A 25,576-nucleotide genomic window follows, 5' to 3' on the forward strand; every position below is an offset into this window, starting at 1 on the left:
GCTCAGCCGCAGGCCAGGCTCTCCACCACCCCATCCCGCACCACCCCGCCCACCCGATCGACCCGGAAATCCCGCGTCGCCGGCTGGTTGGGGGCCAGCAGGCGGATGCTGCGAATGCCGGGCATCGCGGCCAGTGCGCTGCGTACCTGAGACTCCGGCCGGCCCACCAGCATCGGCAGCGCCGCCGCATGGTCGGCGCAGCGCGCGCCGGCCGGGCCTTCGGACAGGGTCGGCGGCGGCAGGGCGCGGTCGGTGCGCGGCAGGGCGCCGGTTGTCGGCTCACTGGCGCAGCCGGCGGCCAGCAGAACCGAGAGCAAAGCGAGGCGCCTCATGCCGGGGCGTGTTCCTTCCACCAATGCCGCGCGATATCGGCGCGGCGCGTTACCCAGACCTCGTCCTTGTGCCGTGCCACATGCGCCAGAAAGCGACGCAGCGCGGCGGCGCGGCCCGGGCGGCCAACGATGCGGCAATGCAGCCCCACCGACATCATCTTGGGCTGCCCTGCCCGGCCTTCCGCCAGCAGCAGGTCGAAGGCGTCCGTCAGATGCCGCTCGAACCCATCCGGCCCGGCAAAACCCGGCGGGACGGCGAACTTCATGTCGTTGTTGTCGAGGGTATAGGGGATGACGAGGTGCGGCCGCCCCTCCGCCGTCACGTAATGCGGCAGGTCGTCGTCATAGGCGTCGCTGTCATACAGGAAGCCGCCATGGCGGGCGACGAGGGTGCGGGTGCGCGGCGAAATTCGCCCCGTGTACCAGCCGACAGGAGCCGTGCCGGTCAGGCGGGTGATCGTCTCGACGCAGCGGGCGATCTCGGCGGCTTCGGTCGCTTCGTCCATGTTGTGGTAGTCGATCCAGCGCCAGGCATGGCTGGCGACCTCATGCCCCGCTTCGGCGAAGGCGCGGGCGGCCTCCGGGTTCAGCTCCAGTGCGCGGCCGACGCCGTAGATGGTCAGCGGGAAGCCCTGTTCGGCGAACAGCCGCAGCACCCGCCACACGCCGGCCCGCGCGCCATAGTCGAATTGGCTTTCCACCGTGCGGTTGCGCTCGCCGAGGATGGGCGTGCCGCCGGGGACTTCGTGCAGATACAACTCGCTGCCCGCATCGCCATTGAGGACAGTGTTCTCGCCGCCCTCCTCGTAGTTCAGCACGAAGGACAGCGCGAGCTTCGCACCGCCCGGCCAGCGCGGGTCGGGCGGGGTGGCGCCGTAGCCGGCGAAGTCGCGGGGGTAGTCGGTCTCGGCGGCGAGCTTGGTCATCGGCACAGAATCCGCTGTGCAGCGCACCATGGTCAAGGGGTTGTGGTGACGCGCCGGGTCACGGGCACCGCCACCTCGTTCCGTCGTAGCGCCGGGATGGTCCAGGGTGGGTCGTAGAACCAGGCGGTGGGCGGGCCTGAAGCCTGCCACCCGGTATCGCCGAGCGCCGCGCGCAGCCGCGCCTGGGCATCGGCCACCGATTGCGGGCTGATGCTGCCGGTGAAGCGCAGCACGGCATAGGTCTCCGCCGGCACCTCCACCACCCGCACGCGGGCATCGTTCGGTACGGGCGGGTCGCGCAGCTCGGCGGGCAGGAAGAAGCGGATGCGGTGGCCGCTGGCCGTGGTGGATTGCGCGACCGGCGCCGTCATCGCGATCCGCACCGGCTGCTGCGCCACGGGCGCCGTCATGGCGATGCGCGCGCTGCCGCGATTGCCGCCGAAGATGTAGCCGGCGAGGCGGGAGAAGCCTTCGCTGCGGCTGGCCGCCTCATCCGCCACCACCTCCGTCTCCGCCGCCAGGCGCGGGGCGTAGCGGCGGATTTCGAGGCCGTTGGGCTGTTCCAGCAATTCGAAGCGCGGTTCCTCGGTGCCGGACCTCACGCCCACCACCGAACAGGCGCCGAGCAACAGGGCGGTGGCGCCGGCGGCGAGGCGGTTGCGCATGGGATGCTCCAGGCTGGCCTTCGGATGTGGCGCGGCGTGCGCCTCACGCAAGCGCCGCCAGGCTGGCGGAAGGGCTGGCCAGCGGCGTGCCGTTTCGGCACAGCGCGGCGGCGGGGGCCATGCTGGCCTGGGCGAGGGCCACGCAGCGCGCGCCCTCGGCAAAGGCGGCGTCGGCCGCGGCAGCGATGATCCGAGCGTAGGTTTGCGCGTCCCCGGCGCGGAAGGCGGCCCAGGCGCCGGGCACCAGGCGGGTTTCGCAGGATGGGCCGAACAGCGCCGTGGTCGGGGCGAGCGTGGTCTCGACGGCGCAGAGCGCGATGAGGCGGCCGCCGCCGCGCAACGCGGCCTCGGCCAGCGCAGCATCAGAGCGCAGCAGGGGGATGGCGGCGCGGGCCTGGGCCAGGGCCGGGCCGAGGGTGGAGCAGGTGAGGAGGACGGCGTGGGTGCCGGGGGTGGCCAGCGCCTCGATGGCTGCGGCGGTGCGGGCGGCGATGGCGAGGGTCAGGCCGCCGGCGGCCTCGGCCTCTGCCAGCAGGTCGGGGCGGAGGGTGTGGTGCAGCGTGAGGCCCGGTGGGCAGGCGGCGTCGAAAAGCGGGGCGTTGGAGGCGGCGGTATGGAGGCAGGCGATGTGGCGCATGGCGGTTCGGGCCCCCAAACGACCCTCCCCCGCAAAGGCGGGGGAGGGAGAGTGCGGCTTAGTTCTTGGCCTTGTCGACCAGCTGGTTGGTCTTGATCCACGGCATCATGCCGCGCAGCTTCTCGCCGACTTCCTCGATGGGGTGTTCGGCCAGGCGGCGGCGGGTGGCCTTGAAGGACGCCTGGTTCACCTTGTTCTCCAGCATCCAGTCGCGAGCGAACTTGCCGGACTGGATGTCGTTCAGCACGCGCTTCATCTCTTCCTTGGTGGCGGGCGTGATGATGCGCGGGCCGGTGACGTATTCGCCGTATTCGGCCGTGTTGCTGATCGAGTAGTTCATGTTGGCGATGCCGCCCTCATAGATCAGGTCGACGATCAGCTTCACCTCGTGCAGGCATTCGAAATACGCCATCTCGGGGGCGTAGCCGGCCTCGCACAGGGTCTCGAAGCCCGCCTTGATCAGCTCGACCAGGCCGCCGCAGAGCACAACCTGCTCGCCGAACAGGTCGGTCTCGCATTCCTCCTTGAAGGTCGTCTCGATCACGCCCGAACGGCCGCCACCGATGGCGGAGGCATAGGACAGCGCGATTTCCAGCGCATTGCCCGAGGGGTTCTGGTGCACCGCCACCAGGCAGGGCACGCCGCCGCCCTTCTGGTATTCGCCGCGCACGGTGTGGCCGGGGCCCTTCGGCGCGATCATGAACACGTCGATATCGGCGCGCGGGTCGAGCAGGTTGAAATGCACGTTCAGGCCATGCGCGAAGGCCAGCGCCGCGCCGGGCTTCATGTTTTCATGCAGATGGTCGCGGTACAGGTCGCCCTGCAGTTCATCCGGCGTCAGCACCATGACCACATCGGCCCACTTCGCCGCATCGGCCGGGGACATCACCTTGAAGCCGGCGGCTTCCGCCTTCTTCCAGGACCCGCCGGGCCGCAGGCCGATGACGACGTCGGCGACGCCGCTGTCGCGCATGTTCTGGGCATGGGCATGGCCCTGGCTGCCGAAGCCGATGACCGCGACCTTCTTGGCCTTGATCAGATTCACATCCGCATCGCGGTCATAATACACACGCATCGTCAGAACTTCCTTCGGTTGCCCCGGTTGGGGGCGCTATTGCCCCATCGCGGGGCGGTGATGCACCACTTCGTGGATGAAACCAAGCTTCCGCGCCACCGGCGCGCTGAGCACGAAGGGGTAGAGGTCCGGCGTGCCCATGCAGCGGTTCATCGCATTCATGGCAATGGTCAGTGGCGTCCAGGCATTGAGGATTTCCTCCATGCCGGCGCGGTAGGGGCTGAAATCCAGCTCCGTCTCCAGCACGCCCTGCTTGTCCAGCACCGGGCTGATCTTCATGCCGAAGCTGGTCGCCATCTCCAGGCTATCCACCATGTGCAGGTAATGGGCGAAGCACTCCGCCCAATCCTCATGCGGATGCGCCGCGGCATAGGCCGAGATGAAGTCGCCGCGCCAGTCATTGTTGGGTGGATTGGCGTAATGCGCCTGGAGCGCCGCGGCGTAGTCCGTGCTTTCGTCGCCGAACAGGGTGCGGAAATCCTCGGTCCGGCCGGCGCGCTCGACCAGCACCAGGAAGTACCAATGGCCGATCTCGTGCCGCATATGGCCGAGCAGGGTGCGGAACGGCTCGTTCAGCCGGGTGCGCCGCGCCTCCCGCTCCGCATCATCGGCCTCGGCGAGGGCGATGGTGATGTGGCCGTCGTCATGGCCCGTCATGGTCGGCGGCTCGCCATCCAGGTCGGCCAGGAAAGAAAAGCGCAGCTCCGGCCCCTCATGCGGCAGGCGCAGCCGGTCCAGCGTGTAGATCAGCCGGCGCTTGGCCATCTCCATGCGACGCCAGAGCGGCAGATTCTCCGGCATCGACAAATCCGGCACCATCTCATTCAGCCGGCAGGCCGGGCAGTAATCTTCCGTATCGTCGTCCGGCAGAAACCAGTTGCAGGCGCCATGCGCGACATTCGCGCAGGGCTTCTTCCGAGCGCCGTCCAGCATGGCAAGGCCTTCGGCATCGAAGGCGGAGAGCCGCCCGGCCTCCGGCAGGAAACCGAGCGACAGGCCGCACTTCTCGCAAACGGTGTTCTCGAAATGCAGCAGGTTGCTGCAACTCTGGCAGGCGAAAAGGCGCATGGCTCGGGCTCCGGTAACGGTTCGCCCTGCGAACGGCGGGGAAGCCAGCAAAGTTTCAGACCGTGAGTGCGGAACTGCCCCGCACGATCGCCACCGCGCCGGTGCGGCTGACTTCCGCCAGGCCAATCGGGCGCATCAGCGCGCAGAAGGCATCGATCTTCTCGGCATTGCCGGTCATCTCGAAGACGAAGCTCTCGGTCGTCGCATCCACCACCCGGGCGCGAAAAGCGTCCGCCAGGCGCAGCGCCTCCACCCGGTGGTCGCCGCTGCCCACCACCTTCACCAGCGCCAACTCCCGCACCAGATGAGGCCCGGCCAGGGTGAGGTCGGAGACCTTGTGCACCGGCACCAGCCGGTCGAGCTGCGCCTTGATCTGCTCGATCACCATTTCCGTGCCGGAGGTGACGACGGTGATCCGCGACAGGCGCCGATCCTCATCCACCGGGGCCACCGTCAGGCTCTCGATATTGTAGCCGCGGCCGGAGAACAGGCCGATGACGCGCGCCAGCACGCCGGCCTCATTCTCCACCAGCACCGCGATCGTCGCGGAGCGGAATTGTCCCGAATCATCAGCCATGGTTGTTCAGCACTTCACGCAGGAGGGTAAGGACGGGGGCGGGCGTGGGCTCAGACGAGGACCTTGCCCTCATCCGTCACGCCGGCGACGCCACCCTCCTGGCCCGGGCCCAGGATCATCTCGTTATGCGCAGCGCCCGAGGGGATCATCGGGAAGCAGTTCTCGTCCTTCGCCACGCAGATATCCGCGATGACGGGACGATCCGTCGCCAGCATTTCCCGAATGACGTCGTCGAGCTGGCTTTCCTCCGTCGCGCGCAGGCCCACACCGTGGAAACTCTCGGCCAGCTTCACGAAGTCCGGCAGCGCGGCGGAATAGCTCTCGGAATAGCGGCCGCCATGCAGCAGCTCCTGCCACTGCCGCACCATGCCCATGTATTCGTTGTTCAGGATGAACACTTTCACGGGCAGGCGGTACTGCGCCAGCGTCGCCATTTCCTGGATGTTCATCAGGATGGACGCCTCGCCGGCGATGTCGATGACCAGCGCATCCGGGTGCGCGATCTGCACGCCCATCGCCGCCGGCAGGCCATAGCCCATGGTGCCGAGGCCGCCCGAGGTCATCCAGCGATTCGGCTTCTCGAAGCCAAAATACTGCGCCGCCCACATCTGGTGCTGGCCGACCTCCGTGGTGATGAAGGTCTCCCGCCCGCTGTCGCGCGTGATCTCGTACAGCCGCTTGACCGCATGCTGCGGCTTGATGATCTTGCCCTGCTGGACATAACGCAGGCAGTCCTTGCCGCGCCAGATGTCGATCTGGCGCCACCAGGCGGCCAGGGCCTCCCGCATCGGCGGCTGGCTGTCTTCCTTCCAGACCTTGATCATCGCCGCCAGGATCTGCCCGGCGTCGCCGATCACCGGCACATCCACCTTGACGTTCTTGTTGATCGAGGACGGGTCGATATCCGCGTGGATCTTCTTCGCGGTCGGCGCGAAGTGGGAGAGCTTGCCGGTCACCCGGTCATCGAAGCGCGCGCCCATGTTCAGCATGACGTCGCAGCCATGCATGACCAGATTGGCTTCGTAGGTCCCGTGCATGCCCAGCATGCCGAGGAACTGCGGGTCCTGCGACGGGAAGGCGCCGAGGCCCATCAACGTGTTCGTCACCGGGAAGCCGGTGAGATGCGCGAATTCGGACAGCAGGCGGGACGCCTCCGGCCCCGAATTGATCACGCCGCCGCCGGCATAGATCACCGGCCGCTCCGCCTGCTTCAGCAGCGCCACGGCCTTGCGCACCTGCGCCATGTCGGGCGCCGTCACCGGGCGGTAGGACCGATGCGGCTGGGTCGCGGGCGGCGCCTCCACATAGGGCGCCTTGTTGATCAGGATGTCCTTCGGCAGGTCGATCACCACCGGGCCGGGCCGGCCGCTGCGGGCGACGTGGAAGGCCTCATGCACCACGCGTGCCACGTCTTCCGACCGCTTCACCAGGTAGTTGTGCTTGGTGGCGGGGCGGGTGATGCCGGTGGTGTCGGCTTCCTGAAAGGCGTCGTTGCCGATCAGGTGGGTCGGCACCTGCCCGGTCAGGCAGACCAGCGGGATGCTGTCCATCAGCGCATCCAGCAGCCCAGTCACCGCATTGGTGGCGCCGGGGCCGGAGGTGACCAGCACGCAGCCCACCTTGCCGGTGGAACGCGCATAACCCTCCGCCGCATGCACCGCGGCCTGTTCGTGACGCACCAGGATGTGGCGGATGGCGTTCTGCTGGAAGATCGCGTCGTAGATCGGCAGCACCGCGCCGCCCGGATAGCCGAAGATGACCTCGACCCCCTGGTCCTTCAGCGCGCGAAGTACGACTTCGGCGCCCGACATCGTCAGGGGCTGCGTCGCGGCGTGCGGGAGGGTGGCGGACATGGGGCGGGTTGCTTTCCTATGGGCTGGCGATGGGCCTGTGAGAGGCCCGCTGACGCCGCTACTTACGCGCCGTGCTGCGCCGCGTCAACGCCGCGATCAATAAACATCATAAATTCAGCCAAAACTCTTTCCGAAAGTTGCGAGAGACCGTCGCTGCGCGCATGGATGCTATGCGTGAGCTCCGCGAGGCGGTGATGCCGGAACCAGGTCGCCTGCCGCTTGGTGTACTGCCCGGTGTTGAGGATCGCCCGTTCGGAGGCTGCCTGCAGCGTCATCCGCCCCGCCAGATGCGCGATCAGCTCCGGCACGCCATGGGCGCGCATGGCCGGCAGGGCCGGGTCCAGCCCTTGGGCCGCCAGCGCCGCCACCTCCTCCAGCGCCCCCTGCCCCAGCATGGCGTGCCAGCGCGTGGCGATAGCGGTACGCAGCGCATCCCGCGCCGGGTCCAGCAGCAGGGCGGCGAAGCGCCAGGGGGCGGGGCCGGTACCGCTGGCGGACTGCCAGTCCCGCAGGCCGCGGCCGGTGCCGGTCACCACCTCCCACGCGCGGGTCACCCGCTGGGCGTCGGAGGGGCGCAGGCCGGCGGCCGTTTCCGGGTCGATCGCCGCCAGCCGCGCATGCAGCGCGGCAGGGCCGATCGTGGCGGCAAGCCGGCGCGCCTCCGCCCGAGCCTCCACGGGGATCTGCGGAATCGCGGACAGGCCCTCGGTGAGGGACAGGAAATACAGCCCCGTGCCGCCGCACAGGATCGGCACGCGCCCCGCCTGGCGTGCCTGCTCCATCGCCGCCAAGGCAGCGTCGCGCCACCAGGCGACGGTGCCGGCCTCTGCCGCCGGGCGCACGCCATAGAGAAGGTGCGGCACACGCGCCTCCTCCTCCGCTGTCGGGCGTGCGGTGATGATTCGCAGCTCGGCATAGACCTGCATGGAATCGGCGTTGATGACCGTGCCGCCGACCCGCTCCGCCAGGGCGAGTGCCAGCGCGCTCTTGCCGCTGGTGGTGGGACCCGCGACCAGGATCGCGGGCGGTTGTGCTGCGCTCATGCCAATGGCACAGGGCGCGGGCCATGCCCCATATCCTGACCCTGGTCGCCGCCCCCGGCGCCCTCGAATCCGCCCTCGTCTCCCGCTGCCGCGCGGCGCTGTCGGCGCTCGGCGCCAATCCCGGCGCGCCGGACTGGCTGGCGGAGGGCGAGGCGGTGGATATCCCCTTCGTCAACGCCCCGGCCGAACTCGCCGCCGCCGCCGCCCGCACGGCGCTGGAAGATGCGCCGGTGGATGCCATCGCCATGCCGGCCGAGGGCCGCCGCAAGCGCCTGCTGGTCGCCGACATGGACAGCACCATCGTGACGTCGGAGACGCTGGACGAGCTGGCCGCCTATGCCGGGCTGAAGGACCAGATCGCCGCCATCACGGCGCGTTCCATGAATGGGGAGCTGGACTTCGCCCAGGCTCTGCATGGCCGCGTCGGCATGCTGGCCGGCCTGGACGTCGCGGCGCTGGAGGCCACCTGGCAGGCGACGGAGATGATGCCGGGCGCCGCCACGCTGGTCGCGACCATGCGGGCCGATGGCGCGGTCTGCTGCCTGGCCTCCGGCGGCTTCACCTTCTTCACGGGGCGCGTGGCGCAAAAGCTCGGCTTCGATCACCACGTCTCCAACATCCTGCTGGTCGAGGACGGCAAATTGACGGGCAAGGTGGCCGAGCCGGTCTTCGACCGCAACGCCAAGCTCGCCACGCTGACACGCCTGGCCACGGAAAACGGCCTGCCCATGGCGGCGACGCTGGCGGTGGGGGATGGCGCCAACGACCTCGACATGATCGGCGCGGCCGGGCTGGGGGTTGCCTATCGCGCCAAGCCGATCGTGGCGGCCGCAGCGCGGGCGCGGGTGGATCATACGGACCTGCTGGCGCTGCTGTACGCGCAGGGGTACCGGCGGGCGGAGTTCCGGGCGGGCTGAGCGCCCAAGAAAAAACCCTCTCCCCGACTGGGGAGAGGGTTCCTCAAAGGGTCAGCCAACCACCCTCAGCCCGGGCTGCCACGCGGCGCCGCCAGGCGCAGCGGGACCCAACGCTGGCCCTGGGCGCTTTCGATCAGCAGCAGCGCGGTGGCGCGGTTCTGGCGGCGCAGCGCCTCCAGCCGGGCCTGCACCTCGGCCGGGCTGTTCACCCGTTCCTGCTGCACTTCCACGATCACGTCGCCGGGGCGCAGTTCACGCTCCGCCGCCGGGCTGCCGGGCGAGACTTCGGTGATCACCACGCCGCGGCTTTCCGGGCGCAGGCTGAAACGCTCCCGCGTCTCCGACGTGATCGGGCCGATCGTCAGGCCAAGGCCCGCCAATTCCACGGTCTGCGGGCGCGCATCCGGGGTTGGGCTGGGCGTGCCGGCCTGCGCCGCCTCGGTGGGCAGTTCGCGCACCGTCACGTTCAGCGTCTGCTCCCGCCCCTCGCGCCAGACCACGACGGGGGATTCCTGACCCACCGGCGTGTCGGCGACGATGCGCGGCAGGCTGCGCATCTCCCGCACCTCCTGGCCGTTGAAGCGCAGGATCACGTCGCCGGCCTGGATGCCGGCGGCGGCCGCGGGGCCATCCTCCTGCGCCCGAGCCACCAGGGCGCCACGCGCGCCGTTCGGCAGCGACAGGCTCTCGGCGATTTCCTCCGTCACCTGCTGGATGTTCACGCCCAGCCAGCCGCGCCGCACCCGGCCCACATCACGCAACTGCGCCGCGATGTTACGCGCCAGGTTGGCGGGGATGGAGAAGCCGATGCCGATCGACCCGCCGGAGGGCGAGTAGATGGCCGTGTTGATGCCCACCACCTCACCCGCCAGGTTGAACAGCGGGCCACCGGAATTGCCGCGGTTGATGGCGGCATCGGTCTGGATGAAGTCGTCATACGGCCCCTGGCGGATGTCCCGGCCGCGGGCGGAGACGATGCCGGCAGTGACGGAACCGCCGAGGCCGAAGGGGTTGCCGATGGCCAGCACCCAGTCGCCGACCAACGCCGTGTCGCTGTCGGCGAAGCTCACGAAGGGCAGCGGGCGGTCCGACTGCACGCGCAGCACGGCAATGTCGGTCCGGGCATCCGTGCCGACCAGTTCCGCCCGCAGGGTGGAGTTGTCGGACAGCACCACATTGATCTCATCCGCACCGTCGATGACGTGGTTGTTGGTCACGATGATGCCGGAGGCATCGATGATGAAGCCGGAGCCCAGAGACTGGCCGCGGCGGGTCGGCGGCTGCGGCCGGTTCGGCTGCTGGCCGCCGGGCGGCCGGTTGCGCTCCAGGAAGTCGCGGAAGAATTCCTCGAAGGGGCTGCCAGGCGGCGCCTGCGGCACCTCCGGCCCACCGGGGGGCGCGCCGGGGCGCTGCTGCTGGCGCTGGGCGGCGGCCTGGCTGGTCTGGATGTTGACCACGGCCGGCAACAGGCGCTGCGCCAGCGGCGCGAAGGTCATCGGCGCACCGGGCGGGGGGATCTGCGCCATGGCGGGCGGGGCTGGCAGGGCGGCCAGCGGCGCGGCCAGCGCCGCGACCATCAGCAGGGGGGCAAAGCGCAATTGCGGCAACCTTCTTTCGGATGGGATAGGCACCGGGCTTGGAGCCCCGCGCGGCATTGGGTGTCAGATTGGCATGGCACGGATGAATCGGAAGCCCATCGCGGCATGACGAGCCTATCACCCCGCATCGCTGGGCGGATCAGAAAGAGACGATGATCCAGGCCGCGGCCACCCCGATGGCTGCCGCGACCAGTCCACCCTGCCGAAGCCGTTGTTCCGGCAGGGTGGAAAGGCGGGCCAGCATGGCCTTCATGACGCCGGGGAAGGCCGCGTAGCACAGCCCCTCCACCGCCAATACGACGGCCACGCCCGCAAGGACGTGGCCGAAATCAAGCACGCGCCTATTGCGGCGCGGGCGTCGGCGCCACCACGATCGGCGGTGCCGAAGGCGGGGCCGGTGCAGGCGCAGGCACTGCCGGCGCGGGCGCCGCCGCCGGGCTGGCGGGTGCGGCAGGTGCCGCGCTTGCCGCCGCTGCCGGGCGGGCACTGCCCTGCGGCAGCAGGCTGGCCGGCATGCTTTCGCGGAAGAAGCGGAAGAACTCGCTGTCCGGCGACATCAGCAGGCGCGTCTCACCCGAGGAGAAGGCCTCCCGATAGGCCTGCATGCTCCGGTAGAACTGGAAGAATTCCGGATCCTGCTGGAAGGCTTCCGCGAAGATGCGGATCGCGTCCTGCTCGCCCTGACCGCGAAGGATGTCGGCCTGCGCCTGGGCTTCAGCCAGCAGCACGGTGCGTTCACGGTCCGCGCCGGCGCGGATGCGGGTGGCTTCCTCCTGGCCGCGGGCGCGTTCCTCGGCAGCCACACGCTGCCGCTCGGACTGCATGCGGGACAGGATGGCGTCCGTGTTCTGTTCCGGCAGGTCGGCGCGACGGATGCGGACATCCACCACCTCGATGCCGAAGGCCTGCATCTCCTCGTTCACCAGGCGGCGGATCTCGCCCATGATGCGCGGCCGGTCGTTCGACAGAACGGACAGCAGCGGCTCGTTGCCCAGCACCCGCCGGACGGCGGAGGTGACGACGGAGTTGATGCGGGCGCGGATGCCGGCCTCCAGCGGGCCAACCGTCTGGTAGAAGCGCAGCGGGTCGGTGATGGAATAGCGGGTGAAGCTGTCCACGCTCAGGCGGCGCTGGTCGCCCAGGATGATTTCCTCGGCCGGCGCGTCGAAGTCCAGCAGGCGACGGTCGAAGGAGATGACGGACTGCACGAAGGGGATCTTGGCGTGCAGCCCCGGCTCGCGGATCACGCGGATCGGCTCGCCGAACTGGGTGACGAGCACCTGCTGGGTCTGGTGCACAGTGAACAGGGTGGAAGCCGTGACCACCAGGGCCACGACGACGACGACCGCGAGGGCGACGAGCTTGTTCATCGAATCGCTCCCGCCGGGCGGGCTGCGCCAGGCTGTGCCGAATTGACCTGCGGCACCGGCTGGCCACCCTGGCGCTGCGGCTGAAGCGGCCCTGCCCGGCCGCTGTCCAGGTTCAGGAAGGGCACCATGCCCTGCAGGTTGCTATCGATCAGGATGGTCGGGTTGCGGCGCAGCACCTCCTCCATCGTCTCGATGTACAGGCGGCGCACCGTCACGTCCTGCGCGACCTGATAGGCCGACAGCACGGAAAGGAAGCGCTGCGATTCACCGCGGGCGCGGGAGATCTGGCTTTCACGGAAGCCCTCGGCTTCCTGCACCAGGCGCTGCGATTCACCACGGGCGGCGGGGATGATGCCGTTGCGGTAGGATTCCGCCTCGTTCCGCGCACGTTCGCGGTCCGCGCCGGCGCGCTGCACGTCGATGAAGGCGTCCACCACCCGGGCGGGCGGCTGCGCGTTCTGCAACTGCACCTGGGTGATTTCGACGCCGGCGTTGTATTCGTCCATGATCGCCTGGGTGCCGGTCCGCACCGCCTGTTCGATCTGCGCGCGCGCCTCGGTCAGGGCGGGCTGGATCGGGGTGCGGCCGATGACTTCGCGCATCACGCTCTCGGCGGCGGATTTCACCGTCGCCTCGGGGTTGCGGGTGTTGAACAGGAACGATCCTGCATCGCGAATGCGCCAGAACACGGCGAAGTCGATGTCGATGATGTTCTCATCGCCCGTCAGCATCAGGCTTTCTTCCAGCACGTCCCGCGCCGGAACCGGGCGGACGACGTTGCCGGCATCGGCGGCGGCGCGGAAGCCGACATCGATGCGGTTGATGCGGGTGACGCGCGGCGTGGTCACGCTCTCGACCGGCCAGGGCAGATGGTAGTTCAGGCCCGGCTGCGTGGTCTGGGTATAGGCGCCGAAGCGCAGCACAATACCCTGCTCATCCGCCTGCACCCGGTAGATGCCGGAGGCGAGCCAGGCGCCCACCAGCAGCAGCGCCAGCAGGCCGATACCGGCGCCACCCATGCCGCGCGGCAACAGGCGGCGGGCGGCATCCTGCGCCTGTCGGATCATATCATCGATGTCGGGTCCGCGGCCGCCACCGCCGCCCTGGCCGCCGCCCGAAGGCGGCTGCGGCTGCCCCCAGGGGCCGCCGCCGCCGCCGGGCCTGGGATTGCCCCAGGGGCTCGGTCCGCCGCTGCTGTTCCACGCCATAGGGCTTTAGGCCTCCTGCAAACATACCAAGACTATTGCCACGCCCATTCCGTGAAAGGGAGGGGTGTGGCGACGTTACCAACGGTCCATATGGTGCGCGCCTGGCCCAGTTGAACCGTCCGTGAAGTCCGTCCGGAGGAATACCCGGCTCGGCGCGTCCCGGTCCGGCCTAACCAGAACCACATGGGGCCAGCCGGCGGGCGGATAGCGTGCTACGCACCGGGCCGATTGGGCGCGATATCGTACGGAAGAGAGGGCAATTCAAGCGATGAGCGAAGGGCTGGAACAGGCGGTGCGCGCCGCATTGCGTGGCGTGCGCGACCCGGTGAGCGGCCAGGATGTGGTCAGCGCCGGCATGGTCGATGGCCTGGCGGTGAAGGCCGGCATGGTGCAGTTCGCGCTTCAGGTGCCGCGCGAAAAGGCGCGGGAGAGTGAGCCGCTGCGCGCCGCCGCGGAACGCGCCGCCGCCGGCGTGCCCGGCGTGCTCTCCGCCACCGTGGTGCTGACCGCGCACCGGGCCGAGCCGCCACCGCCAGCCGCACCCTCTCGCAAGGCGCCACCCGGCGGCACGCCGGGCAAGGGGCAGATGCTGCTGCCGGATGTGACGGCCATCGTCGCGGTGGCCTCCGGCAAGGGCGGCGTCGGAAAATCCACCACCGCGGTCAACCTGGCCGTGGCGCTCGCCTTGCAGGGGCTGAAGGTCGGGCTGCTGGATGCCGACATCTACGGCCCTTCCCTGCCGCAGATGTTGGGCACCCGCGAACGCCCGCGCACCGAGGGCCAGCGCATCATCCCGCTGTCCCGCTGGGGGCTGAAGGCGATGTCCATCGGCTTCCTGGTGGAGGAGGAGACGCCGATGATCTGGCGCGGCCCGATGGTGATGGGCGCGCTGGAACAGTTGATGGGCCAGGTGGAGTGGGGCGCGCTGGACATCATGATCGTGGACATGCCCCCCGGCACCGGCGACGCGCAGCTCACCATGAGCCAGCGCGTGCCGCTGGCGGGTGCCGTGATCGTCTCCACCCCCCAGGATGTGGCGCTGCTGGATGCGCGGCGCGGGGTGAAGATGTTCGAGCGGGTGGGCGTGAAGGTGCTCGGCCTGATCGAGAACATGGCCTTCTTCTGCTGCCCGAATTGCGGCCACCAGACCGATATCTTTGGCCATGGTGGCGCGAAGGCGGAGGCGGCGCGGCTCGGGGTGGAGTTCCTCGGCGAGCTGCCGCTGAAGCTGGCGATCCGCGAATTGGCCGATGCCGGCACGCCGATTGTCGCGGCAAGGCCGGAGACGCCGGAAGCGCAGGCCTACCAGGCCATCGCGACCAGGCTCCGTGAAAAACTGGCCGAGAATGCCGCGGCGGCCAGCGGGCCGAAGATCGTCATCGCGTAGCCAGCATCGCGATCGCTATCGCGTGGCCAACATCGCGATCGCTATCGCGTGGCCAGCATCGCGATCGCTATCGCGTGGCCAGCATCGCATCCGTCTCCGCCGCCACCGGCATGGCCGGGGCGGCGCCGGGGCGGGTGCAGGCCAGCGCGGCGGCCGCGGCGGCGCGGCGCATCGCCTGGATCAGCGGCAGGCCACGGTCCAGCCCCGCGGCCAGCACGCCGCACCAGGTATCGCCCGCGCCGGTGGTGTCCACGACCTCGACGGGAAAGCAGGGGATGGTGGCGAGGCCGGACTCCGTCGCCGCCTCCGCCCCCGCCTCCCCGCGTGTGATCGCCACGGCGGTGCCGAGCGCCAGGTGCAGCGCGGCCGCGCTGGCCTCCGTGCCGAGGCGGGCGGCCAGCACCGTCGCCTCATGCTCGTTCAGCACCAGCAGATGCAGGGCGCGCAGCACCTCCAGCGGCAATTCGCCGGGCGGGGCCAGGTTCAGGATGCATTGCGCGCCAAGTTCGGCCGCACGCAGCACCATCGCCGCCACTTCCTCGGCCGGCACTTCCATCTGCAGCAGCACGATGACGCCGGGTCGCAGCGCCGCATCCTCCACCTGCGCGGCGCGGGCCATCATGTTGGCGCCCGGGGCGACGGCGATCTGGTTGCGGCCGTCCCGATCCACGCAGATGCTGGCGCAGCCGGTCGGCGCATCCACCACGATCAGTCGGCTGAGATCCACCCCGGCATCGCGCATCGCGCCGGTGGCGACCACGGCCAGGCCATCGCCGCCGACGCAGCCGGCGAAAGCCACCTGCGCGCCATCCCGCGCCGCGGCCACCGCCTGGTTGGCGCCCTTGCCGCCGGAGGATTGCTGGAAGCCGTCGCCCAGCACGGTCTCCCCGGGTGCCGGCAGGGTGGGGACGGTGAAGACGAGGTCGGTATTGGCCGAACCGAAGACGATGATGCTCATTCGCGGAACATGCGCCCGGCGCGGGCACGGTCATAGAGTGTCGCGATAAGCGTTTCGAACACCGGGGCGACCTGGCGGGCCAGATTCATCCGCCCATGGGTCGCGGCCTCCGCGATTCCGGCATCGCGCCAATGACCGGTGCCGATGACACCCTGGAGGAAGCCCTGGGCGCGGTCGCAGGCCATGGCGAAGCGGGCCTCCGGCGTGGCGTTGTCCTCGAATTCCTCCCACAAGCCGCGCAGCCGGGCACCGAGGTCGGGCGGCAGGCGGCCGAAGACGATGTCGGCCGCGGCTTTCTCCCGCGCCGCATGGGTCAGCAGATGCGCCTCGTCATAGGCGAAGGTGTCGCCGGCCTCGATCTCCACCAGGTCATGCGCGGCGATCATCGCCAGGGTATGGCCCAGGTCGGGGCGTGGCTCCGGCATGTCGCCATGCAGCAGCACGGCGACCAGCGCCACGTTCCAGCAATGCTCCGCCGAATTCTCGCGGCGGGCGGTGCCATGGGGGTTGCCGCTGTGATTGATGGTCTCGCCGCGCCGTTCGATGTGCTTCAGGCGGTCGGCGAGTGCCAGGAAATCGATCAGCGCGGAGGTGCGTGCGGCAGTCATCCTGATCCTTACAGTCCGGCCGTCCAGCGACCGAGCAGGAAGCCGAACAGCACCGCCCCGCCCAGCAGCGCGAAGATCTCGCCAAACATGGCGTGCGCCAGCGGCAGGCCGAGGGTGATGAGCACCACCAGCAGCGCCACCTTCCACCAGCGGGCCAGCCATTCCGGCCGGGCCGGCGCCTTGCCTTTGGACCGCGAGGTGGCCGGGCGGGCGCGCGGCGCGCGTTTGGCGGTGGGGCTAGTCGCCACGGCCGAGGGTTTCCATCAGCTCCCGCCATTCCCGCTTCGACAGACCCGAATCCGGCTGCGTCACCGGCTCGCCGGCCAGCATGCGGCGCAGGATGCCGAGCATCTGGGCGGAGAAGGTGACGGCGCCGAGCCGGTAGTCGCGGAACGCCCCGGTGGCGATCGGCACCCAGGCCTCGGCGCTTTGCATCATCGCCTCGGCATAGACGCGGATTTCGTACTGGGCGTGGGCATCGGCGCGCAGCGACAGGAAGTGGAACAGGTTGTGGAGGTCGGTCTTCCAGTACCATTGGGTATAGGCGTTCAGCGTCAGGTTCATCCGCGCCAGTTCGCGCGCCAGGCCGGCGCGGCCGGGGTCGATCGGTTGGCCCTGGTCATCCTCGTTCAGCATGTCGAGGTAGTGGTCGTAGTTGCGGGTCGCATCCTCCCGCAGCAGGTCCAGCACGCGGGCGGCCTGGTCGCCTTCCAGCACCTCGCCGCGGCCCTGGCGGTTGACGGCGGATTGCGCGGCCAAATGCTCGGGCGCCGGAATATAGAATTCGCGGTCGAGGATGGAGTAGCGCGCAGAATATTCGTTCACATTTGCCGTGCGATGGCGAATCCATTGCCGGGCGACGAAGATCGGCAACTTCACATGATACTTGATCTCGCACATCTCGAAGGGGGTCGAGTGGCGGTGGCGCATCAAATACCGAATCAGGCCCCGGTCTTCCGTCACCGCGCGGGTGCCGCGGCCGTAGGAGACGCGGGCGGCCTGCACGATGGCGGCGTCGTCGCCCATATAGTCCACGACGCGGACGAAGCCGTGGTCCAGCACCGGGGTTGCGGTGAACAGCATATCTTCCAATGCCGGCACGGTAGGCCGCCGGGTGGCATGCGCGGCGCTGCGCGCGGCGTCGATTTCGAGCTGCTGTTCTGGCGTCAGGGCCATGCCCGGAGTCCTGTAGGTCAAAGGTTGGCTGTACTAGCCCAGCCCCGCCCTCACGACACCCCTGGATTTCGGGAGCGGGAGCGCCTACATCTGTCCCGTCGCTTCGGCGACTATGGTGATAAACGCGACCTGGAATAATCGTTGCGGACCCGGGGGCAGTGCCCGGCGCCTCCACCAATCTCCCTCGGGAGAATCTGGGGGCGAAACAGCTTCGACGCGCGTGGTAAAGAGGTCGTTTTTGCCCGGCATTGTACCGCCGTTATCGGGCTAATCTCTAAGTGCGAACGACAATAGCCGCGAGGCTTACGCACTCGCTGCCTGAATAAGGTAAGCGCGGTTCGGGGGGCACCGGGCAACAGAAGCCCCCTACTTAACTCCCCGCGCCCCTTTCGCGCGCCTGCCCGCCGGCTTATGGTCCCGCGCAAGGGGATGCATGCATGAGCGACGACGCCCAGACGGCCGAAAGCCTGATTCCGTATGAGCGGTGGACCGACGACGCCCTGCGCGAAGTCGTCATCCGCGCCATCGAGCTGGCGGCCAGCAGCGGCCTGCCAGGCGAACACCACTACTACATCACCTTCCGCACGGATTACCCGGGCACCCGCGTGCCGGGCCATCTGAAGGCGCGCTACCCGCAGGAAATGACGGTGGTGCTGCAGCACCAGTACGAAGGCCTGGCGGTGGACCGCGACGGCGGCAGCTTCACCGTGCGCCTGCATTTCGGCGGCGTGCCCGCCACGCTGGTGGTGCCCTTCGTCGCGCTGACCGGTTTCGCCGACCCCGCCGTGCGCTTCGGCCTGCGCTTCCAGCCCACGCTGGATGCGGTGCCGGAGGAACCGGCGGAGGCCGAGCCGGAGCAGCCCGCCGCCGCCGCGGCCGTGCCGGAGGCCCCGGCTCAGGTGGTCAGCCTCGACGCCTTCCGGCGCCGCCCCGCCCGCGACTGACCGCGGAACCCCGCAAGAATTCTTGGTTCGGTTGTCCAGGCGCCGGACTCCCGTGGAGAATGGCTATGACCGCACCGCTCGATATCGATTCGCCCGTCATCGCGCCGACCCGGCCGGAGGGGTTCCGCTACAGCCCGATGTACCCGCTGGGCGCCGATGCCACGCCCTATCGCAAGCTCGACATCGCCGGCATCAGCACCGCCACCTGCGATGGCCAGACGGTGTTGAAGATCAAGCCGCAGGCCTTGGAAGAACTCGCCTTCGCCGCCTGCAAGGACGTCTCCCACCTGCTGCGCCCCGCGCATCTGGCCCAGCTCGCGAAAATTCTGCAGGATCCGGAGGCCAGCCCGAATGACCGCTTCGTGGCGCTCGACCTGCTGAAGAACGCCAACATCGCCGCCGGCGGCGTGCTGCCCATGTGCCAGGACACCGGCACCGCCATCGTCTTCGGCAAGAAGGGCCAGCGCGTCTGGGTCGAGGGCGATGAGGAGGAGGCGCTGAGCTACGGCGTCCACCGCACCTATACCGAGACCAACCTGCGCTATTCGCAGATGGCGCCGCTGACCATGTGGGACGAGGTGAACACCGGCAACAATCTGCCGGTCGAGTTCTCCATCATGGCGGAGCCAGGCGATCACCACGCCACTGAGATGAAGCTGATGTTCGTCCTGAAGGGCGGCGGATCGGCCAACAAGACCTTCCTTTACCAGCAGACCCGGGCGGTTCTGAACAAGCCGAAGCTGCTGGCCTTCCTGGAAGACAAGATCAAGACGCTCGGCACCAGCGCCTGCCCGCCCTATCACCTGGCCATCGTCATCGGCGGCACCAGTGCGGAGGCGAACCTCAAGACCGTGAAGCTGGCCTCCACCAAATGGCTGGACGCGCTGCCGACCGAGGGCAGCAAGGCCGGCCACGCTTTTCGTGATGTCGCGTTCGAGGCGGAGGTGCACAAGCTGACGCAGAACCTCGGCATCGGCGCGCAGTTCGGCGGCAAGTACTTTTGTCATGATGTGCGGGTGGTGCGGCTGCCGCGGCATGGCGCGTCCCTGCCGATCGGCATCGGCGTGTCCTGCTCCGCCGACCGCCAGATCAAGGCAAAGATCACGCCGGCAGGCGTGTTCCTGGAGGATCTGGAGCACGAGCCCGCGAAATACCTGCCGGAAGCCACCGATCATATTTTGGGCGGCGACGTGGTGCGGATCGACCTGAACCAGCCCATGGCAGCGATCCGGGCGGAGCTGTCGAAGCACCCGGTGAAGACCCGCGTCTCGCTGAGCGGCACGGTGGTGGTGGCGCGCGACATCGCGCACGCCAAGCTGCAGGAACGGCTGGACCGCGGCGAGGGTCTGCCGGACTACCTGAAGAACCACCCTGTCTATTACGCCGGCCCGGCCAAGACCCCCGAGGGCTACGCCACCGGCAGCTTCGGCCCGACCACGGCGGGGCGCATGGACAGCTATGTCGAGGCTTTCCAGAAGGCCGGCGGTTCGCTGGTGATGCTGGCCAAGGGCAACCGCAGCAAGGCGGTGCTCAAGGCCTGCCAGAGCTACGGCGGCTTCTACCTCGGCTCCGTCGGCGGCCCCGCCGCCCGGCTGGCGCAGGACTGCATCCGCAAGGTCGAGGTGCTGGAATACCCGGAACTCGGCATGGAGGCGGTCTGGCGGATCGAGGTCGAGGATTTCCCGGCCTTCATCGTGGTCGATGACAAGGGCAACGACTTCTATGAGGGGCTGGAATAGTCCTGCGCCCTGTCGCCAAAGCGGGCCTTCCTGCCGCGGCGACACTGGGATATGGCTTTCCGCACCGTTAAGCCACACATCCGGGAACCCGCCCTGACATGGCCCGTAGCCGCATCTCCTCTGGCAGCCGCTTCGAAGAAGAAATCGGCTATTCGCGCGCCGTCGTCGATGGGGACTGGATCTTCGTCTCCGGCACCACCGGCTACGACTACGCCACCATGACCATCGCCCCCGGCGTGGTGGACCAGTGCGAGCAGACCTTCCGCAACATCGATGCGGCGCTGCGCCAGGCCAATGGGCGGATGGAGGATGTGGTGCGCGTCGTCTTCCTGGTGCCGGACCGGGCCGATTGGCCGCTGTGCTGGCCCGTGGTGAAGAAATGGCTCGGCCGCGCCCGCCCGGCCTCGACCATGATGGTGGCCGGGCTGCAGACGCCGGAGATGCGGATCGAGATCGAGGTGACGGCCCGGCTACGCCGCCGCGACGGGGACAAATAGGCCAATGCGTTTCTCCGTCGACCGCCTCGACCACATCGTCATCACCTGCGCCGAGGTGGAGATTTCCGCCAACTGGTACCAGCGCGTGCTGGGCATGGAGCGCGACAGTTTCGGCGAGCCGCCGCGAATCGCGCTGAAATTCGGCGGCCAGAAGATCAATTTGCGGCCGCGCGGCGCCACCCAGGCGGAGTGGTTCTCCTCCGTCGTCGCGGAGCCCGGCACGCAGGATCTATGCTTCGTCGTCACCGTGGCGGCGGAGGATATCGCGGAGCATCTGCGAAGCTGCGGCGTGACGGTGGAAGTGGGGCCCGTCGCCAAGCAGGGTGCGCTCGGGCCGATCACCTCGGTCTATTGCCGCGACCCGGACGGTAATTTGATCGAGATCGCCACCTATGGCGACCGCTTCACGGAATAGCCATCCATGCGGGGCGCGGCACGCCCCATCTCCTGGGCAAAGGAGACCCGCATGACCCAGACCCGCACCGAGACCGACAGCCTCGGCACCATTGAGATTCCGGCCGACCGCCTCTGGGGCCCGCAGACCGAACGGGCGCGTCTGCTGTTCCGCATCGGCACGGAGCGGTTTCCGCCCGGGCTGATCCGCGCCGTGGGGCTGCAGAAGCAGGCGGCGGCGCAGGCCAATGAAAAGCTCGGCGAATTGCCAGCGGACCTCGCGCAGCCGATCGCGGCGGCGGCGGCGGAGGTGGCGGCGGGCCAGCATGATGCCGAATTCCCGCTGCCGGTCTGGCAGACCGGTTCCGGCACCCAGACCAACATGAACGCCAATGAGGTCATCTCGAATCTCGCCAACCGGACGCTCGGCCAGCCGCTCGGCAGTCGCAAGCCCGTGCATCCGAACGACCATGTGAATCGCGGGCAGTCCTCCAACGACAGCTTCCCGACCATCATGCACATCGCGGCGGCGGAGGCGGTGGCGGGGCGTCTGATCCCGGCGCTGGGCACGCTGCATGCCAGCCTGGACCGCCGTGCGAAGGAATGGGCTGGGCTGGTGAAGATCGGCCGCACCCACATGATGGATGCGGTGCCGGTCACCCTCGGCCAGGAAGCCGCGGCCTGGGCCAGCCAGGTGGAGCTCGGCATCGCCAGGCTGCGGGATGCGCTGCCGCGGCTGATGCCGCTGGCCCAGGGCGGCACCGCCGCCGGCACCGGGCTGAACACCCACCCGGATTTCGCCAAGACCTTCGCGGCAATCGTCGCCAACCTCACCGGCCTACCCTTCACCGCCCACCCGAACCCCTTCGAGGGGATGGGCGCGCATGATGCGCTGGTGGAGCTGTCGGGTGTGCTGAACACCCTCGCCGTGTCGCTGAACAAGATCGGCAACGATGTGCGCCTGCTCGGCAGTGGTCCACGCGCCGGCCTGGCGGAACTCGTGATCCCGGCCGACGGCCTGTCCAGCAGCATCATGCCGGGCAAGACCAACCCGACGCAGTCGGAGGCGCTGACCATGGTCTGCGCGCAGGTCATGGGCAACCACGTCACCGTCACCATCGGCGGCGCCCAGGGGCATCTCGAACTCAACGTCTTCAAGCCCGTCATCATCCAGGCCGTGCTGCAATCGGCCGGGCTGCTGGCCGATGTGGCCGAAAGCTTCGCCGCCAACATGATGGACAAGTTGGAGCCGAACCACGCGAAGCTGGCCGACAATCTCGGCAAGTCGCTGATGCTGGTCACCGCATTGAACCCGCGCATCGGCTACGACAAGGCGGTGGCGATCGCGAAGCTGGCCCTGGCGGAGGACATCACCCTGAAGGCCGCCGCCGCGCGCCTCGGCCATGTCAGCGAGGCCGATTTCGACCGCTGGGTGCGGCCGGAAGATATGCTGAGCCCCGGCGGCACGCTGGCCGGCGGCGGGTGAGGCATCTGCGGAAGCGGTCCTTCCGCCTGGCCGGGCACCGCACCTCGGTCGCGCTGGAAGCCGAGTTCTGGGTGGTGCTGGAGGAACTGGCGGCGCAGCGCGGCCAAAGCCTGGCGGCGCTGGTAGCCGGGGTGGATGCGGCCAGGCCCATGCCGGACCTCCCGCTGGCCAGCGCGCTGCGGGTGCATGCGCTGGCCCATGCCGGTGAGCAAAAAGCGGGCTGACGGTCAGGCCGGCAGCCGCGCATCACATCCCTGCTTCAGCCGCGCTCGGCGCGCCAGCGAGCCCAGCCGGAGGTCTCCGGCAGCGCCCGCGGTGCCTCCGCCGGGCCGGTCAGGCGCAGGCCGATGTCGGGCGCCTCCGGCACCGCCGGCCGGGTCAGCAGGCGCAGATCCAGAGTCGCCCGCGGCAGGTCGATCTCGCCGCCGAGACTTGCGGTGGCGCCGCCTTCGGCGACCAGGCGGCCGGCCTCCAGCCGCAGGCGCCCCGCCGTCAACGCCGCCTCCAACTCCAGCCGCTCGAAGGCGGTCGCGCCGGAGAGCAGGGCCTCCCGGATCGCGGCCTCGGCCGCCAGCGCATCCGGGCCCGCGCTGGCGCCGGAGGCCGCGACCAGATCGAAGCCGGCCAGCACGCCGTCCCGCAGGTCGAGCTGCAGCCGGCCGGACAGGGTGGAAACCAGCGCGGCCGGGGAATGCCCCACCGCCTCCAGCGTGAAGCCCACATCGCCGCGCGCGGCGGCCAGGTCCACCGGCAGGCCGAACAGCTTCTCCCCCAGCGTGGCCCCGGCCAGCCGGCCGGTCAGGGCCAGACGCGGCGGCAGGCCGGGCGGGGTTTCGCCCGTCAGCGTCGCCTCCAGCCGGCCGCCGGCCAGGCGGGTGCGCAGGCCGTCCAGCCGGAAGCCGCCCTCGGACAGCAGCAGGATGGCGGTCGCCTCCTCCGCCGTGGTGCCGCCGATGGAGACCCGTCCGGCCTCCAGCGCCAGTTCCGCATCCAGCCCGCGCAGCGCCTGCACCCCCAGCGGATCCAGCGCGCGCCAGCCTGGGAAGGGCAGCGGCAGGCTTTCCGCCGTGACGCGCCCACTCAGGCGCGGTCGCGGCTGCGCCATATCCAGCGCCAGCGCGCCACGGGCGCGCAGCGCCGCGGCCACCAGCTCGAAGCTCTCCGCGCTGACGCCCTGCGGCCCGGCGACCAGAGAGGCGATCAGGGAAAAGGACCCCTCCCCCAGCCATTCCCCGGCGCTCAGGCCGAAGGCCTCGGACAGCAGCCGTGGCGCGCCGGGATGACGCAGCGTGATGCCGAGATTGCCGCGCCGCTGCGGCACATCCAGCGTGCCGGATGCCTCCAGCCGCAGCTCGCCCAGCTCCGCCGTGCCGCGCAGCGCCAGCGCCTCCATCGTGCCGCCGCCGGAAAGCCGCACCGCCACGGATTGCTCGGCCAGCGGCGTGCGGTCCGGCCAGTCCCCCGGCAGCAGCAGCGCCAGGTCGCGGGCGGAGGAGCCGGTGGCCTCGAAGTTCAGGTCCTGCAGGCGCATCTGCGGCGCCAGCGCCAACATGCCGGAGGCGGCGATATCCACCCCGGCGAGCCGCCCGGAAAGGCGCCGCAGCGTCAGCCGCCCGCCTTCCAGGGCCGCATCCAGCGCGGCGCGTTCCAGCACCGCCTCACCCCGGATCACCCGGTCCGCCGCCAGCCGCAGGTTGAGGTCGACGGCGCCCAGGCCGCGGCCGGCGCGCACCGGGTCGAAGCCCTGCGGCAGCCAGCGCGCCAGGTCCAGCGTATCGATCGACAGCCCCAGCCCCAACGCCGGGCGGGCGCCACGGCGCAGCACCCCGGCGCCGGAGATCTGGAGATCGCCGAAATTGGCGGTGAATTCCGGCATGGCGGCCTGGGCGTCTTCCAGCACCAGCCGCATGCGGCCCTCGCCCCGGCGCAGCAGGGTCGGGTCCAGCTCCGTCACCGGCAGGCCCATCGCGGCCAGGCTGGCGCGCAGATCCGGCCCGGCAAAGCGCGCCACCAGTTCCAGCCGCTGCCCGGCCGTGGCGCCGGCCAGGTCGAGCTGCGTCTCCCCCGGCAGCAACAGGGAAATGTCGGACAGCGTCAGGCGGCCTTCCTCCAGGAAGGCGGCGCCGCGCAGCCGGCGCAGCGTCAGGCCGCGATACAGCCCGGCTTCCGCCGACAGGTCGATGGAGATCGGCCAGGGCCGCGAGACGTCGGCGCGCAGCGCGCCGACCCAGCCATCCAGGTCGAGCCGGCTGGCGACCAGCGCGATATCCAGCCGCGGCGCCGGCAGCAGCCGCAGCGCCACCGCGCCGCGCGCCGGATTGCCGGCGATCTCGATCGCCAATTCATCGGCCGCGATCAGTTCGGCGGAGGCCGATAGCCGGCCGGCGGCGCGGAAGGCACCGGGCGGGCTGGGCAGGATGGTCGCCAGATCGGGGCCGCTGACCTCCACCTGGCCCTCGAAGCCGGTGCCGGGGATCAGCACGCCGCGCGCATTGCCAAGGATTTCCGGCAGCACCACCGCCATCTCGAAGGTGGCGATGCCGTCCCAGCCGGGCCGGCCGAGGGAGGCGTTGAAGCGCGTGGCGCGGCCATTCCAGCTGAAGGCGCCGGCCATTTCCAGCGTCTGCGCGAGGCCGCCGGAGCTCAGCCGGGCGGATACCCCCTCCAGCACCGCATCGCCGACGCGGACGCGGCCATCCTCCAGATTGGCATCGAGCTGGGTGATCCAGCTGGGCGGGCGCAGCGCCAGCAGCGGGCCGGGCGGCCAGGGCAGGGTCAGGTCCGCGCCGATCAGCGCGATCTCCCGCGGCGACAGGCGGCCGCCGATCAGCGCGCCGAGATCAAGCCGCACCCGCAGCAGCCGCGCGGTGAAGCTGTATTCCTCCCCCGCCTCGCCCACCGCGACGCCGCCCGCGCGCACCACCGGCTGCGGCAGCAGCGTGAGTTCCACCGGGCCTTCCAGCGTGACCGGACGGCCGAGCTGGGCGGAGGCGAGTTCGGCCAGCCGCGCGCGCCACGGCTCCCAATCCACGAAGCGCGGCCCGATCCACAGGCCGAGCACCACCAGCCCGAACAGCAGCAGCAGCGCGGCGAGAAAGCGCTTCATGACAAGGCCGGTC

The 25,576-nt window shown here is 69.8% G+C and carries 26 protein-coding genes and 1 other RNA gene; 9 read left to right on the plus strand and 18 right to left on the minus strand.

What is annotated here, in order from left to right; all coding sequences use genetic code 11:
- Positions 1-2: 2 nt before the first annotated feature.
- The 9 genes from ACFHNC_RS09240 to miaA form a co-directional block, all read right to left on the minus strand.
- Positions 3-332, minus strand: a complete 330-nt coding sequence (locus tag ACFHNC_RS09240) for a hypothetical protein (protein WP_437168942.1) — start codon at positions 330-332, stop codon at positions 3-5.
- Positions 329-1,258, minus strand: a complete 930-nt coding sequence (puuE, locus tag ACFHNC_RS09245; protein WP_437168943.1) for an allantoinase PuuE — start codon at positions 1,256-1,258, stop codon at positions 329-331. Before puuE ends, ACFHNC_RS09240 begins: the two co-directional genes overlap by 4 nt.
- A 32-nt stretch (positions 1,259-1,290) precedes the next feature.
- Positions 1,291-1,923: an SOUL family heme-binding protein gene (locus ACFHNC_RS09250; protein ID WP_437168944.1), complete on the minus strand. Its 633-nt coding sequence runs from the start codon at positions 1,921-1,923 to the stop codon at positions 1,291-1,293.
- Between the two features lie 43 nt (positions 1,924-1,966).
- The gene (locus ACFHNC_RS09255; protein WP_437168945.1) at positions 1,967-2,578 is read right to left on the minus strand and encodes a hypothetical protein; all 612 of its coding nucleotides are present in this window, start codon (positions 2,576-2,578) and stop codon (positions 1,967-1,969) included.
- Positions 2,579-2,618: 40 nt separating this feature from the next.
- Positions 2,619-3,635 (minus strand): ketol-acid reductoisomerase, encoded by a 1,017-nt coding sequence (ilvC, locus tag ACFHNC_RS09260; protein WP_437168946.1) that lies wholly within the window; start codon positions 3,633-3,635, stop codon positions 2,619-2,621.
- A gap of 36 nt (positions 3,636-3,671) precedes the next feature.
- Positions 3,672-4,703, minus strand: a complete 1,032-nt coding sequence (locus tag ACFHNC_RS09265; RefSeq protein ID WP_437168947.1) for a zinc-binding metallopeptidase family protein — start codon at positions 4,701-4,703, stop codon at positions 3,672-3,674.
- A gap of 55 nt (positions 4,704-4,758) precedes the next feature.
- A complete protein-coding gene (gene ilvN / locus ACFHNC_RS09270) occupies positions 4,759-5,280 on the minus strand; it encodes an acetolactate synthase small subunit (RefSeq protein WP_437168948.1) in 522 nt (173 codons plus the stop codon).
- 50 nt (positions 5,281-5,330) lie between these two features.
- Positions 5,331-7,133 (minus strand): acetolactate synthase 3 large subunit, encoded by a 1,803-nt coding sequence (locus ACFHNC_RS09275; RefSeq protein WP_437168949.1) that lies wholly within the window; start codon positions 7,131-7,133, stop codon positions 5,331-5,333.
- A 62-nt stretch (positions 7,134-7,195) separates the two neighbouring features.
- Positions 7,196-8,176 (minus strand): tRNA (adenosine(37)-N6)-dimethylallyltransferase MiaA, encoded by a 981-nt coding sequence (gene miaA / locus ACFHNC_RS09280; protein WP_437168950.1) that lies wholly within the window; start codon positions 8,174-8,176, stop codon positions 7,196-7,198.
- A 23-nt stretch (positions 8,177-8,199) separates the two neighbouring features.
- Here miaA and serB point away from each other — a divergent pair, with 23 nt between their 5' ends.
- Positions 8,200-9,093 carry a phosphoserine phosphatase SerB gene (serB, locus tag ACFHNC_RS09285; protein WP_437168951.1) on the plus strand — a complete coding sequence of 298 codons (894 nt, stop codon included), beginning with the start codon at positions 8,200-8,202 and terminating at the stop codon, positions 9,091-9,093.
- A gap of 65 nt (positions 9,094-9,158) precedes the next feature.
- On the opposite strand, the gene ACFHNC_RS09290 is transcribed toward serB, so the two are convergent.
- The 4 genes from ACFHNC_RS09290 to hflK form a co-directional block, all read right to left on the minus strand.
- Positions 9,159-10,691 (minus strand): DegQ family serine endoprotease, encoded by a 1,533-nt coding sequence (locus tag ACFHNC_RS09290; protein WP_437168952.1) that lies wholly within the window; start codon positions 10,689-10,691, stop codon positions 9,159-9,161.
- Positions 10,692-10,830: 139 nt separating this feature from the next.
- The gene (locus ACFHNC_RS09295; RefSeq protein ID WP_437168953.1) at positions 10,831-11,028 is read right to left on the minus strand and encodes a DUF2065 domain-containing protein; all 198 of its coding nucleotides are present in this window, start codon (positions 11,026-11,028) and stop codon (positions 10,831-10,833) included.
- A 4-nt stretch (positions 11,029-11,032) separates the two neighbouring features.
- The gene (gene hflC, locus ACFHNC_RS09300; protein ID WP_437168954.1) at positions 11,033-12,061 is read right to left on the minus strand and encodes a protease modulator HflC; all 1,029 of its coding nucleotides are present in this window, start codon (positions 12,059-12,061) and stop codon (positions 11,033-11,035) included.
- Entirely contained in the window at positions 12,058-13,269 is a 1,212-nt protein-coding gene (gene hflK / locus ACFHNC_RS09305; protein ID WP_437168955.1) for an FtsH protease activity modulator HflK, read from the minus strand. Before hflK ends, hflC begins: the two co-directional genes overlap by 4 nt.
- Positions 13,270-13,537: 268 nt before the next feature.
- On the opposite strand from hflK, the gene ACFHNC_RS09310 reads away from it, so the two are divergent.
- Positions 13,538-14,656 carry a P-loop NTPase gene (locus ACFHNC_RS09310; protein ID WP_437168956.1) on the plus strand — a complete coding sequence of 373 codons (1,119 nt, stop codon included), beginning with the start codon at positions 13,538-13,540 and terminating at the stop codon, positions 14,654-14,656.
- A 67-nt stretch (positions 14,657-14,723) separates the two neighbouring features.
- Here the strand turns inward: ACFHNC_RS09310 and ACFHNC_RS09315 are convergent, their stop codons facing one another.
- From ACFHNC_RS09315 to thyX, 4 genes are read right to left on the minus strand one after another with little or no spacing between them, the layout of a single operon-like run.
- Positions 14,724-15,614 carry a ribokinase gene (locus tag ACFHNC_RS09315; RefSeq protein ID WP_437168957.1) on the minus strand — a complete coding sequence of 297 codons (891 nt, stop codon included), beginning with the start codon at positions 15,612-15,614 and terminating at the stop codon, positions 14,724-14,726.
- Positions 15,611-16,222: an HD domain-containing protein gene (locus ACFHNC_RS09320; RefSeq protein ID WP_437168958.1), complete on the minus strand. Its 612-nt coding sequence runs from the start codon at positions 16,220-16,222 to the stop codon at positions 15,611-15,613. The genes ACFHNC_RS09315 and ACFHNC_RS09320 overlap by 4 nt, the downstream gene beginning before the upstream one ends.
- A gap of 8 nt (positions 16,223-16,230) precedes the next feature.
- Complete coding sequence (locus ACFHNC_RS09325; RefSeq protein WP_437168959.1) at positions 16,231-16,470, minus strand: hypothetical protein; 240 nt, start codon at positions 16,468-16,470, stop codon at positions 16,231-16,233.
- Positions 16,460-17,398, minus strand: coding sequence for an FAD-dependent thymidylate synthase (thyX, locus tag ACFHNC_RS09330; protein WP_437168960.1), 939 nt, complete (start codon positions 17,396-17,398; stop codon positions 16,460-16,462). The genes ACFHNC_RS09325 and thyX overlap by 11 nt, the downstream gene beginning before the upstream one ends.
- 58 nt (positions 17,399-17,456) lie before the next feature.
- Here thyX and ssrA point away from each other — a divergent pair.
- The 7 genes from ssrA to ACFHNC_RS09365 all read left to right on the plus strand — a co-directional run bounded on the left by ssrA (position 17,457) and on the right by ACFHNC_RS09365 (position 22,681).
- Positions 17,457-17,769, plus strand: a transfer-messenger RNA (tmRNA) gene (gene ssrA / locus ACFHNC_RS09335).
- A gap of 66 nt (positions 17,770-17,835) precedes the next feature.
- Entirely contained in the window at positions 17,836-18,342 is a 507-nt protein-coding gene (locus ACFHNC_RS09340; RefSeq protein ID WP_437168961.1) for an SspB family protein, read from the plus strand.
- 65 nt (positions 18,343-18,407) lie between these two features.
- Positions 18,408-20,081, plus strand: coding sequence for a fumarate hydratase (locus tag ACFHNC_RS09345; RefSeq protein ID WP_437168962.1), 1,674 nt, complete (start codon positions 18,408-18,410; stop codon positions 20,079-20,081).
- Positions 20,082-20,179: 98 nt separating this feature from the next.
- Positions 20,180-20,578, plus strand: a complete 399-nt coding sequence (locus ACFHNC_RS09350) for a RidA family protein (protein ID WP_437168963.1) — start codon at positions 20,180-20,182, stop codon at positions 20,576-20,578.
- Between the two features lie 4 nt (positions 20,579-20,582).
- Complete coding sequence (locus ACFHNC_RS09355; RefSeq protein ID WP_437168964.1) at positions 20,583-20,993, plus strand: VOC family protein; 411 nt, start codon at positions 20,583-20,585, stop codon at positions 20,991-20,993.
- Positions 20,994-21,044: 51 nt separating this feature from the next.
- Positions 21,045-22,457, plus strand: a complete 1,413-nt coding sequence (locus ACFHNC_RS09360) for a class II fumarate hydratase (RefSeq protein ID WP_437168965.1) — start codon at positions 21,045-21,047, stop codon at positions 22,455-22,457.
- The gene (locus ACFHNC_RS09365) at positions 22,454-22,681 is read left to right on the plus strand and encodes a ribbon-helix-helix domain-containing protein (RefSeq protein WP_437168966.1); all 228 of its coding nucleotides are present in this window, start codon (positions 22,454-22,456) and stop codon (positions 22,679-22,681) included. Before ACFHNC_RS09360 ends, ACFHNC_RS09365 begins: the two co-directional genes overlap by 4 nt.
- 35 nt (positions 22,682-22,716) lie before the next feature.
- Here the strand turns inward: ACFHNC_RS09365 and ACFHNC_RS09370 are convergent, their stop codons facing one another.
- Positions 22,717-25,563 (minus strand): AsmA family protein, encoded by a 2,847-nt coding sequence (locus ACFHNC_RS09370; protein ID WP_437168967.1) that lies wholly within the window; start codon positions 25,561-25,563, stop codon positions 22,717-22,719.
- Between the last annotated feature and the right edge of the window lie 13 nt (positions 25,564-25,576).

It is taken from the genome of Falsiroseomonas sp. E2-1-a4, assembly GCF_051433165.1.
GTDB lineage: Bacteria > Pseudomonadota > Alphaproteobacteria > Acetobacterales > Acetobacteraceae > Falsiroseomonas.